9 protein-coding genes are annotated in these 12,714 nt (G+C 55.5%); all 9 read left to right on the top strand.

What is annotated here, in order from left to right; translation table 11 throughout:
• The first annotated feature begins 31 nt into the window (after positions 1–31).
• Positions 32–724: an L-ribulose-5-phosphate 4-epimerase gene (locus tag ACUIAG_RS08565; protein ID WP_045923976.1), complete on the top strand. Its 693-nt coding sequence runs from the start codon at positions 32–34 to the stop codon at positions 722–724.
• A gap of 28 nt (positions 725–752) precedes the next feature.
• Complete coding sequence (gene araA, locus ACUIAG_RS08570; RefSeq protein WP_445339673.1) at positions 753–2,267, top strand: L-arabinose isomerase; 1,515 nt, start codon at positions 753–755, stop codon at positions 2,265–2,267.
• Between the two features lie 243 nt (positions 2,268–2,510).
• Complete coding sequence (locus tag ACUIAG_RS08575; RefSeq protein ID WP_445339674.1) at positions 2,511–4,523, top strand: SpaH/EbpB family LPXTG-anchored major pilin; 2,013 nt, start codon at positions 2,511–2,513, stop codon at positions 4,521–4,523.
• Positions 4,524–4,713: 190 nt separating this feature from the next.
• Complete coding sequence (locus ACUIAG_RS08580; RefSeq protein ID WP_445339675.1) at positions 4,714–5,541, top strand: hypothetical protein; 828 nt, start codon at positions 4,714–4,716, stop codon at positions 5,539–5,541.
• A 159-nt stretch (positions 5,542–5,700) separates the two neighbouring features.
• Complete coding sequence (locus ACUIAG_RS08585; RefSeq protein ID WP_445339676.1) at positions 5,701–7,203, top strand: class C sortase; 1,503 nt, start codon at positions 5,701–5,703, stop codon at positions 7,201–7,203.
• Between the two features lie 128 nt (positions 7,204–7,331).
• Positions 7,332–8,180 carry an aldo/keto reductase gene (locus ACUIAG_RS08590; protein WP_445339677.1) on the top strand — a complete coding sequence of 283 codons (849 nt, stop codon included), beginning with the start codon at positions 7,332–7,334 and terminating at the stop codon, positions 8,178–8,180.
• 54 nt (positions 8,181–8,234) lie between these two features.
• The gene (locus ACUIAG_RS08595; protein ID WP_445339678.1) at positions 8,235–9,032 is read left to right on the top strand and encodes an HNH endonuclease family protein; all 798 of its coding nucleotides are present in this window, start codon (positions 8,235–8,237) and stop codon (positions 9,030–9,032) included.
• A 208-nt stretch (positions 9,033–9,240) separates the two neighbouring features.
• Entirely contained in the window at positions 9,241–11,235 is a 1,995-nt protein-coding gene (locus ACUIAG_RS08600) for a family 43 glycosylhydrolase (protein ID WP_445339679.1), read from the top strand.
• 123 nt (positions 11,236–11,358) lie between these two features.
• The gene (locus tag ACUIAG_RS08605) at positions 11,359–12,684 is read left to right on the top strand and encodes an ABC transporter substrate-binding protein (RefSeq protein WP_445339680.1); all 1,326 of its coding nucleotides are present in this window, start codon (positions 11,359–11,361) and stop codon (positions 12,682–12,684) included.
• Positions 12,685–12,714 lie beyond the last annotated feature (30 nt).

Consider the following 12,714-nt stretch of genomic DNA (forward strand, 5'->3'; position numbering starts at 1 on the left):
AGCGGGATCGGGCCGGGAAAAGGAGTTGCTGATGGTGTCCTTGGCTGATTATTCGCCCGAGGTACGCGACGAGGTGAAACTGGTGCGTGAGCAGGTGGCCACCCTGCATGCGCAGTTGACCAGGTGGAATCTGGTGGTCTGGACGGCGGGCAACGTTTCGCAGCGGTTGCGCTCTGCTGATCTGATGGTCATCAAGCCCTCGGGGGTGCGCTATGAGCACCTGACTCCGGGATCCATGGTGGTCACCGATCTGGATGGCAATGTGGTGGACGGCGCCGAGGCCCCCTCTTCGGACACGCTATCCCATGCCTATATCTACCGGCACATGCCCGAGGTCTACGGCGTGGTTCACACCCATTCCACCTATGCCACCGCCTGGGCGGCCACCGGCAGGGACATTCCCTGCGTGCTGACCATGATGGGCGACGAGTTCGGCGGCCCCGTACCGGTGGGTCCCTTTGAGCTGATCGGCTCGGAGGCCATCGGTAAGGGCGTGGTTGACACCCTCAAGGATCACCCGGGCTGCCCGGCCGTGCTCATGCGCAACCATGGGCCCTTTACTGTGGGAGCGGATGCGGAGGCTGCAGTCAAGGCGGCGGCCATGACCGAAGAGGTGGCCCACACGGTCTGGGCAGCCGAGCAGATCGGCACACCCAAGCCCATCGACCCGGCCGACATAGCCAAGCTCAACGACCGGTACCAGCACGTCTACGGCCAGCACTGAGCCGGAAAACATAAGCAAAGGAGCAAGTATGAGCATGAAAAATCCCTTCGAGGGCAAAGAGCTTTGGTTCGCCGTTGGTTCGCAGGACCTCTACGGCGAGGAGACCCTGCGCCAGGTGGGCGTCCAAGCGGCGGACATCGCCAAGTCCCTCAATGACTCGGGTCGGATCCCGGTCAAGCTGGTCTTGAAGCCCACGCTGAAGGATTCGGATTCCATCCTGAACTTCATGGTCGATGCCTCGTCGAACTCGGCCTGCATCGGCGTGGTGGCCTGGATGCACACCTTCAGCCCTGCCAAGATGTGGATCAGGGGTCTGGAGAAGCTGCGCAAGCCGCTGCTGCAGCTGAATACCCAGCACCATGTGGAGATCCCCTGGGACACCATCGACATGGACTTCATGAACCTGAACCAGTCGGCCCATGGCGACCGTGAGTTCGGCTACATCCTGACCAGGCTGGGAATCCCGCGCAAGATCGTGGTCGGCCACTACACCGACCCCGAGGTTGCCGACAAGATCGGCGTCTGGGCGCGTGCCTGCGCCGGCTGGGATGCCGCCAACAACATGAAGGTCTGCCGCTGGGGCGACAACATGCGCGATGTCGCCGTCACCGAGGGCGACAAGACCGAGGCCGAGAGGGTCTTCGGCGTCTCCGTCAACACCTGGCCGGTCAACGAGCTGGTGGAGCATGTGAACGCCGTCACCGACGACCAGGTCAAGGATCTGGTCGAGGACTACAAGCGCAGCTACGAGGTGGCTCCCGAACTTCTGGACTCCCGGTACGACTCCCTGGTGGTGGCCGCCCGCGAGGAGCTCGGCATGCGGGCCATGATGGAAGAGGTGGGCGCTACCGCTGCCGTGGACAACTTCCAGGATCTGGGCGGCCTTCGTCAGCTGCCCGGCGTGGGAGCCCAGCGGCTGATGGCCGACGGGTACGGATTCTCGGCAGAGGGCGACTGGAAGACCTCCGTTCTGATCCGGATCGGCAACGTCATGGGCTACGGACTCAAGGGCGGCTGCTCGCTCATGGAGGACTACTCCTACAACTTCGTGCCTGGCCATGAGGAGATCATGGGCGCCCACATGCTGGAGGTCTCGCCCACGCTGCTAACTGAGGGGAGGCCCCGCCTCGAGATCCACCCTCTGTCCATCGGCGACAGGGAAGACCCTGTGCGTCTGGTCTTCACGGCTACTCCCTACACTGATGCCGTGGTCATCTCCCTGGCGGATGTACGCGAACGCTTCCGCCTGGTCATGAACATGGTGGATGTGGTCGAGCCCGGTGGGTCCCTGGCCAAGCTGCCTGTGGCACGTGCCCTCTGGAAGCCCCGGCCCTCCCTCAAGGTCTCGGCTGAGTGCTGGCTGCGCGCCGGCGCGGCCCACCATACCTGCATGACCACCACCGTGGGTCGCGAGGCCTGGGAGGACTTCGCCCGGATGGCCGGCGTGGAGCTCGCCGTCATCGACGAGAACACCGAACCGCGCCGTTTTGAGGCCGATCTGCGTGCAGCCGAGCTCTACCACCGGCTGGATAACCGGCACTGATTGCCTGTTTCAGGAAAGATCGCAAAGCCCTGCCACTGCACTCGTGGCGGGGCTTTTAATATTCGGCTTGTCGGTTTGCGTTGTCCCAATTTTGTCGGTACAGTGATGATTAGGCAATGGGAACAGTGGCATGTCCCAATGTTGACATATTGCCCACCCCCCTAAGTCGGGGAAGTGATCGGTTGGGGAGGCGAAGATGTGCCTGGCCATCCTGTGCCTATTAACAAAGAAGGGAATGCGTGCATGCACATGCAACGAGATTATGAAGGGATAAGGCTCCCTAAGCTTTTAGGCTTGGTGGTTGCCGGAGCGACGCTCCTGGCGGGAATGGTCGTTTTGCCTGCGACCCAGGCTTCGGCCGATGACCTTGGATTTGCTGCTGCAGATGACTTCGTAGCAGGCGATCTGAATACCACCAAGGTGCCTAAGTTAACCGTCACCAAGTATCTGTCACTGGATAACGGCTCTGCACCTACCGGTTCAGCCAATGATGCTGTTCAGCTGAACTCAAATCACGATCTGACTCCTGCTCAAGGCGTCGTGTTTAAAGTTATGGAAGTCGTGCCAAAAGCTGGCAACAGTTTAGCTGATATCGATGCAAATAGCGATCAAACTTATGATGTTAAGAGTGGTAGTACAGTATTTGCTGGTGTGACTAACGGTCAAGGTGTTATTGATACATGGTACGCAGCTAATTCTGACGGGTCTTTAAATATAGATAAGACGACCGGGAAGTTTACTGGTACCCCAGTGAATTTCCCCGCAGGAGCAAATCATTACTATATTCTGTCTGAGGACCGGGATCATTCTCCGGCTTTCTCTGATGACAACCCAAACAAGCTTGACAAGGCTAACTACAAGACTGCGACAAATTCTTTCTTTGGTCTACCTTATGCAACTAATGGGACGGATCAAAACAAGACTCGTGGTTATATCTATCACCTGCACCTGTATCCAAAGAATGTCAGTAAACAGTCTTTTGCCAAGACGGTGCAAAGTGTCAAGGGCTCTGACGGTATTGCCAAGACTCAAATGACTGCGACTGCCGGTGATACAGTAACTTATGTGCTGTCACAAAAAATCTACAATGAGCCAGACCATAAGACGCAGGACGGCAAGCTTGATGTTTCGGAACTTTCTACCACAGGTAGCACCGACATCAAGTTTGCAGATCGCATGTCAAGTTCGCTGCAAGGTAAGGATGGCACAATAAAGGCTGTTATCCGAGATAGTAGCGGTACCGAACTGCAAAAATTAGAGTTGAATACTGACTACACTGTGAATCTCACTACAAAGGAAAACCCGAGCAGTCTTAATGACTCTAGTAAGAAGATGTTTGCAGATGCGCCTTCGAAAAATGTGACTTACTGGGTATTCAATTTCTTTACCGCAAGCGGCGTTTCAAAAGTACAAAATATCAAGAATAATTCTGTGATGCAACTTGAAGTGACCTACGATGCATTGGTCACCGGCGAGGGGGACTCCACAGGTACCGGTGGTGTTGTTAATGACGCAGCATCTGACTTCTCTGACAACAAGGATTCTACCGGTAACAAGGCTCCTATGCCATCTCATACAAACGTTACCAATGCTGCGGTGGCTTTTGGTTCTGTGCAGAGCAAGAATCAGAATCCGCAGTATGGTGCTTTGCCCGATACGGAATATCGTCTGGTTGAGAATGCCGATTCGATAGATAAATACCTGGGTTCGGATGGTAAATTCTATGGTTCGAATGATGAAGTTCCTTCCGGTGTTCAGATTTACAAGGCTACTGCGAACGACAAAGGATTGGTCGTCTTTGCTGGCTTGCCTATCTTCGGAACTGGCCCAGGAAAAGCAACTAATAAGACAGTCCAAAGTACAAGCTGGATGTTGGTTGAAACTAAGACCCCAGATGGATGGCGTAACCCTGGCATCCCCTTCGGAACAATAACCTTTGGGGATGTAGGCTTGACTGAGGAACAAATCGTTCAAAAGTATGGACGTGATGCTACTTTGCAGCCTGATTACACAAAGCTGAACTTTGGCAAATTTGAAGCACCCGCAAGTGGAGTACCAGGTGATATTCAGATGAAGTTCAACAATCAGTTGATTTCCAGGTATTTGGCCCACTATAAGACTACTGATGGTGATTCGCCATTGGCACTGCCTTTGACTGGTGGTCGTGGCATCCTATTGCTGCTGGCTGTCGGTGCACTGATCATGGGTGGCGCACTTTACGCCCGTAATCGGCGCAATAACACCGCCCGGGCCTGATGATCACGGTCACAGCAAGAATCATGTGAGGTGACCCGATGGCGGACGGTTCCTCCGTGAATCGTCCGCCATTTTAATATGGATCGTTGATTCCTACGGTCCGCAAATGTCAGAACGCTGGTCTAGTTTTTTGGACCAGCAGAACTGACGCAACCACGTCGTCGAAAGGCGGCTTTGGAAGGGAAGGTTTATGAAGGGAATTGCCTTGCCGAGGTGCCTCACCCACCGGGTCCTGCCCTGTCTGATCGTGGCCTTGGCCTGTTTAGGTCTCACTGCTTTCGATATGACGCCGACGGCAGAGGCGGAGACGGTCAACCCGACCCTGACGGTTCAACTCAAGAAGGGGCATTCAGGTCAAGGAGATCAAAAAGACATCCTGCCGAGTGCTCCTATATCGGCCGGAGCTGGGTACGTCTTTCGTGCCCTAAGATTAGATGTGGGTACCATGAAGAGCCGGGTGGAGGCACTAGACCACAATGCTAGCGCTGATAAGGCACAAGAGGCCATCAGCAAGGAGGTGGCAGCCAATCCAGATGCTTTCAAGGATAAGACAAAGCCCGCTGAATACTACGGTGTCTCTGATCAAGAAGGCACTATAACCAATGCATCAGAAGCAAAATCACAAGGTGTTTGGCTTACAGGAGCCAATCTCGATTTAGATGCACCCAGTTTGTCTGGAGGCAGTCCTGCTGTTTTTGATGGCGACTACTTCCATGCTTCCTATTGGTTGGTCACTCTGGTAGCCACTCCTAAGAATGCAAAGGTAAAAGCCGATCCTGTAGTTGTACAGTTGCCGCTCTACCGCGAGCAGGGTGAAGTCCATCCGCTTTATGATGTGACTATAAGCCCCAAGCTTGTGGACGTGCCTCAGATCGTACCAATCGTGCGATCCGGGCCAGGCAAGCTAGCTGCTACTGGTGTATCCATGGTAGCCCCTGGTATTCTGCTTATGATTCTGGCCCTGATGGGCCTCTACTTGGCAGTAGTCGCAAGATCTTGGAACAGCGATGAGCACTAGGTCAACTCATGACCGTGTCGGTGTGTTGCCATCAACAGGCATTAAAGGCACCTGTGAGGGTGTATATAGACCGGCGGCATCATACAGGTGCCGCCGGCCTTTATAAGTCAAGGGGCTATCAACTGGGCTATTTGAAGTGGAGCACAAGGAAGGCTATGGATGGACCAGTACACTGACTCGTCTACTAAGACACCATCTCAAGCCGCCGGCAATGGTGATGTTGCGGTTGCGTCCGTGCCCACCGAGTCATCGTCGTCGGACAAGCCTACTGAGCAAGCGGAAATGCCGCCTGCCTATGATCCGCGTTCCGATGTGCCACCTTCCTATCCGCCTTCGGCAACATCTAAGGATCGCGGTGCTTTAGAATCGGATAAGTCAGATGCAATAGCAGCTCCAGTGTCTGTTCCAGGCCAGGCTAAAACGTCGGCTCCTATAATTGTTGTTTCTGGAAATCATGCTCGGGACGTAGGTCAACAAGGCAAAGCTGGTCAGGGAGCTGCCACTGCATCCAAACAGGCTAAGAACGGTGGCAAAGCTAGCAAGTCAGGGCGAGGATTCGGCCTCCTGGAGACCTTGGCCTTCCTGATCGGTCTGGCAATCTTTCTCTATCCGCTGTTGGCAGCTTATGTAAACTACTCCAAGGACTCCTCCGCTGTAGACAACTACGATCAGATTGTGGATGCACTTTCGCCAGCACAGCGCAGAGCCATGTGGCGCGATGCCAAGAAGTACGACGAGGAATTAGGCAAGCCCACTCTGAGGGACCCCTTCAAGTACAAGGAAGTCAAGGAACCACTGGGTCGCTACTACAAAATCCTCAATGTAGACGGCAAAGGCATGATGGCCTATGTGGAGATTCCAAAGATCAACGTCAAACTGCCCGTGCGGCACGGCACCAGCGATGCTGTGCTCAAGGACGGTACGGGGCACATCGCCACAACCCACGTGCCTACGGACAACCGAACCATACACTCCGTCATCACCGGGCATACCGGCGAAGTCGGCTACATGCTTTTTGACAACCTGACTCAGTTGCGCAAGGGAGATGTCTTTCAAGTACGCGTGCTCAAACGGCATATGAGCTACAAGGTAGATCAGATTAAGATCATTGAACCCACCGATGTCAGTGCACTGCAGCCAGTCCACAATGCCAACTATGTTACTCTGCTGACCTGCTATCCTTATGGCATCAACTCTCACCGATTGATCGTGCGTGGTCACTATATCGGCGATGATGTGCCACCGACTCAACCTGAAGGTGCGCCGATTTACATGATTTGGGTGCTTCTAGCCCTGTTTCTGGCCTGCCTAGTGGGTTGGTACCTGCTCTCACGTCGCCGGCGCAACTGCCGTCATGAGTTGGAGCAGATGGAGCATCTGGAATCTCGAGCGACAGGACCGGGGACCATGGGTGAGCCGCTGGCCACGATCATGGTCAGCCATGAGCAGGAGACCAGATCAGAAGCCACACGTCGTCGCCGTCTGCTCAAAACCCGACGAATCTGCAGCGCCCTCATGTGGCTGTTGGCTGTGCTCGGCCTGTTCTTCGCCTGGGGCACGGTCGGCATGATGATGAAGATCAGCCTGCTGCCCGTATTCGACCTTGGCTACCACTGGTTCGATACCCACGTGCTGTACTTCTTCAGCATCAGCAAATTATAAGCCGGTGCATGAGCGGGCTGGTTTGACCACATGTGCCTATTCTGTTATACCGGGCTTTTGCCTGGCTCTAGAATGGAGCGAGCATGGCCTGGCAGACTGCTGGGCTGCATCCTGGGAAGGTGTGGACTATGACAGCAGCTCCTGACATCCTTTTGTCTGATGGCAATTGTATTCCGCAGGTGGGCCTAGGTGTGCTCAGGATCGACGATAATCAAACCGCTGGAGTAGTGCGATCTGCCTTGGAACTGGGCTATCGCCACATCGATACAGCAGCGGGCTACCGCAACGAAGAAGGCGTCGGCCGTGGACTTAAGGCCTTCGGCTGCCAGAGCGGACCTGAGCGTGCAAAACTGTGGCTGACCACCAAGCTGCGTGACTCTGAACAGGGCTATGACAGCGCTCTGCGCGCCCTCGACCGCCAGCTGGCACTGCTGGGCACCGACTATGTCGATATGTATATGATCCATTGGCCCACGCCGTTTGATTGGCGGGCCGACCAGGTTTGGCGCGCTTTCCATCGGTTGCGTGATGAGGGGCGGGTGCGGACCCTGGGGGTCTGCAACTTCCTACCCGAGCATCTGGAGCGGCTGCACCGGGAGACGGGGGAGTACCCTGCCGTGGATCAGATCGAGCTGCACCCCAGCTGGCAGCAACGCACGGTGACCGCCTTCTGCAAGGAGCATGGCATCGCCATCGAGGCCTACTCGCCATTGGCGCGCGGCGCAGATCTGACAGCCGGTGGCGGAAGGCTGGAGCAAATCGCCCGGACCCACAGGGTAACGTCGGCTCAGGTGGTACTGCGCTGGCACATCGAGAACGGTACCATCATCATCCCTAAGTCTGTCCACCGGGAAAGGCAGGCGGAGAACTTGGACCTCTTCGGCTTCAGCCTGACCGCTGAAGAGCATGCCGCCATCAATGCCATGGACTCCCCGGTGCGTGCAGGACACGACCCGATGACCTACGCCTATGCCTGACCGCTATGATGGATGATTCATGCAAGCAGTCGACATAGGAGGTATAGGCGGTAGATGACCGGCCCGAGACGCAGAAGATATCGGTATCGAGGGCGCAACCGGTACGGTTCGATATTGAGGAATCCCGCCCCAGCCCGCTTTCGTCGCGAATCGCTCACGGAACGGGTGCTGATTCTTCTGGTGGTGGCTGTGGTCCTAGGCATCACCATCGGCCTGATATTGCCAAGGGTCAACGGTGGAGTCGGACGGCTGACCGGCCGATATACGGCAACTGGCGATGCGGCTCAGACCCTGCAGAGTTTGACGGTGGATGATCATACCCGCCCCGGGCGCCAGTACCGGCGTGAGGCCTTCGGTTTCAAGGAGACTGACGAGGACGGCAACGGTTGCAATGTACGCGAGGATGTGCTGACCCGCGACTTGACTGACCTGCGTACCACTACTCCCGGCGGGTGCAAGGTGGTTAGCGGTCGCCTGCAGGATCCCTATACCGGACGAACCATCGAGTTTGTCAGAGGCCCCAAGACCAGCTCAGCCGTGCAGATCGACCATGTGGTCGCCCTGGAGAATGCCTGGCGGTCAGGAGCCAGCATGTGGGATACGGCCCGCCGTTACCGTTTTGGCAACGACCCCTACAATCTCCTTGCTGTGGACGGCCCGGCCAACCAGGCTAAGGGGAGTGCCTCGGCTGACTACTGGCTGCCCGAGAACAAGGACTATCAGTGCTCCTATGTAGCACGTCAGATTGCAGTCAAAGACAAGTATTCTTTGAGTGTCACCAGCTCAGAAAAGCAGGCCATGCTGGCAGTTCTGCATACCTGCCCAGGTCAGCCCCTTCCGCAGGATCGCTGATTGCTGGCCTTCAGCCAATAGGCAACAATCGGTTGCTCTGTAGGGTTTTATTCGCATAGAAGCTTTATAGCCTGACTTTCTGCACTGATTTGGACCTTTTAAAGTGTGATAGTATTATTGCAGTTTGATACACAGTTGTACCAACTGCATGGATTCCGAATTTTTCGGGTCTATGACCGTAACCATCACAACAACAAGGAGGTTGGCTATGAATGAGAATGTCGGCCCGCATGTACGCAAAAATGGAAACCGCGTATGGAATCATACGCTGGTAAGGCACAAATTGGCCATTCCGTTAGTCGCCCTAGCAATGATATTGGGCTTGTCATTCGGGGCGCCAAAGGTGGTTGCTGCTCAGGAAGCAGGGCAAAAGTCCGATTCCGTAGGCGGGAATGGGCTGATTGTCAATGACCGTTTTTGGAATGACGCTGACGGTAACCCAATGTATATGCAGGGAGGAGGGATTTTTGATTTCCCAGATCCTGCTACGGGGAAGGTTTCTCATTTTTGGTATGGTGTTCACTTTTCCCAGGCCGAAGCTTATCGCCAGGACCCAACCCATGCGCTCACTGGCAATGATTTCATCTCGGTGGATGTCTATAAATCCACGAATCTGTCCGATTGGAGATATCAAGGCGCGGCGTTGGACAGGGCGCAGGCTGATGCATTCGCCAGTGACTTTGGCGGTCGCCGTGCGGGTTGGGTGTGCAGAATGGGAGTTGCTTATGTTCCCGAGTTGCACACCTATGCCATGCTTATCCAGCATGAGATGCCTACGGATGCCATGGGTCGCAATTTCGACAAAAAGGTGATGATCGCTACATCTAATTCGCCTGCTGGACCATTCATAGCCCAGAGGCGTATCGACATGCGCGATTACGGGCTGGGCACCAGCAATACCGGTGACCAGAGTGTCTTCCAGGACGAAGATGGCACTGGTTATCTGATTTATTCCTATGGCAGTGGCCGTGGCAGTGTCTGGGCAGCCAGAATAGGTGCCAAGGGAGGCCAGGTGGATTTACTTGAACCTACTAAGCTCTACCAGGGTTTCGGACGTGAAGGCAATGCGCTTTTCAAGCACGCTGGCCGGTATTATCTGGCTGGTTCCGATCTGTTCGGGTGGGATGCTTCCAGAATTCATTTTCAGGTAGCAGATCATCTGTTTGGCCCATATCAACCCGTCAATCAGACGGTGATCATGGATGGCAGCCGAGCAGATTTTGGTCACACCACTCAGACCGGTTTTTACTACACCTTGCACGGCAGCCAAGCAGAGACCGTCATTCACTGCGGCGATCGATGGGCTGACTTTGCGGGTAATGGGCTTGGATACAACCAGTGGAATCCGCTGAGTTTTGATGATTCCGGCAGGCCCCGCTTCAATTCCATGAGTCGGTGGAAGCTGGATGCGGATACCGGCCTTTGGTCGGTTGACGATGCCAATGACTACGTACTCAATGGTTCCTTCGAAGCGGACAGGGTTTCGGTGGGTGAACAGGGGTATCGGGATAAGGACGGTAACGTGATTGCCGATATCGCCGGATGGCAGCGGGTAAATCCAGATGCCGTGAACAACGTAGCCGATGCCTATGGGCGAGTGGGCGACTATGATCTGCGATTCGCGCCCGGACGATCCCGCAGTGCCTCTATTGTCCAGGATTTCGATGAACCGGGGCATGTTCCCCTGCACGCCGGCCGTTTCCTGCTGAAACTCTCCTATGCGAACCCCAAAGGCATGGATCAGGCCAGGATCGCGATTGAATCCGGCGGGAAGACCTCGGAGATTAACCTGGCTGCCTCTACCGGCACAGACTGGAAGCAGGCCTCCTTGCCGGTCGACCTGCCTGGTGGTCAGACCAGGATCACTATTGAAGCCTCTGGCAGTCCGGGCCAGACCCTGCATGTGGATGACGTGTCCCTGACCGGTGTGCCTGAAAAGGGGAATGAGAACAATGATGTGGCCGATCATGACGGAAATGGTACACCGACGGGCCCTGGAGGGTCTTCGTCAGGTTCTGTGGATTCGGACAAATCCCTGCCCGTCCGTCCTGCGGTTGGCAGCGGCGGTCTATCCGCCACTCTGGCTGCAACAGGCATCGATATCGGCAGCGCTCCGGTTTTCGTGGCGAGCTGCCTGGCGGCGGGCATTCTGTCCATGGCCGTGGCCGTGTACTGCCGACGGCGTCTCATTGAGCAGAATTGACAATCCAAGGCTATGGGTTATACTGAGTAACACGTTGGTACACAGTTGTACCAACGATTGGAAGGAGTAGGGCGTCAAAACCTTATCAAGGACGTGGTTTTTACAAACATCGAAAGGTTCATCATGAATTCTGCACGGAAAATCCTGACCATGGGCGTCACTATGGTCGCTCTGGCCTCGTTCGCTGCCTGTGGAAACAGCGGGTCTGGATCAACATCGAAGCCAGCGGACACCAGCAAGGCCTCTGGGCGCATAATCTTTTGGGGCTGGGGCAATGGCATCAAGGAAACTATTGCTGCTTTTGAAAAGGCCAACCCCGGCATCACTGTGAAGTACAACAACACGGGCACTGCCGGTGACACCCAGGTGGCCTTGTCCAACGCAGTCGCTGCAGGCAAGGGCATTCCCGATGTCACCATGCTGGAGGATCCTACCGTCCAGCAGTTTGCCATTGAAGACAACTTGGAAGACCTGTCAGCGTATGGGGCCGATAAATTTGCTGACGACTTCGCCTCGGGGCCTTGGAACAAGGTCCAGTATGACGGCAAGCCCTATGCTCTGCCCATTGATGCTGGTCCCGAGGTTTTCTTCTACAACAAGGCAGTCTTCGACAAGGCCGGTATTTCCGAGCCCCCCAAGACTTGGGATGAGTACTATCAGGATGCCAAGAAGATCCGAGCTGTGGGCTCCTACATCACCAACAACGCCGGCGACAAGAACGCCTATCAGCCATTCACCGCACAGGCCTGGCAGGCTGGGGCCCACCCATGGAAGGTCGATGGCGACAAGATCACCATCAACATGACCAAGGATGCCGGCATGAAGCGGTATATCGATTTTCAGCAGAAGCTGATCGACGAAGATCTGCTCGATACTAAGACCGCTAACTGGTCCGATGACTGGAACAGGGCGCTTAATGATGGGTCGGTGGCCTCGTTGACCATCGGTGCTTGGATGCCCACCAATCTGGAGTCCGGCGCACCCGATCAGAAGGGCAACTGGAGGGTCGCGCCTCTGCCCCAGTGGGAAGAGGGGGACAGTGTGTCCGCAGAGGACGGCGGTTCGGCTCTTGTCGTGCCCAAGAAAGCCAAGAACAAGGCTGCCGCCTGGAAGTTCGCAGAGTACCTGACGCACGGCAAGGGAGCTCAGGTCATGGCTGACCAGGGCAGCTTCCCCTCGCTGAAAAGCATCCTAAGCTCGACTGAATTCACCAGCAAGAAGAACGAGTACTTCGGAGGTCAGGAAGTCAACAAGGTGCTGACCGATGCAGCCAACCTCAAGGTCTCCAAGTTCCAGTATCTGCCCTACAACCCCTTCGCCCAGTCAACATACGGAGATTCCATCGGCAAGGCCTACATGAAGCAGACCACGCTGGAGAAGGCTTTTGAGGACTATCAGCAGAAGCTGGTGGATCACGGCAATCAGCAGGGGTACCAGGTCAATAAGTGAGTGATGGCGGAGGCGGCTGACCATGGCCGT

It is taken from the genome of Bifidobacterium sp. ESL0825, assembly GCF_052606465.1.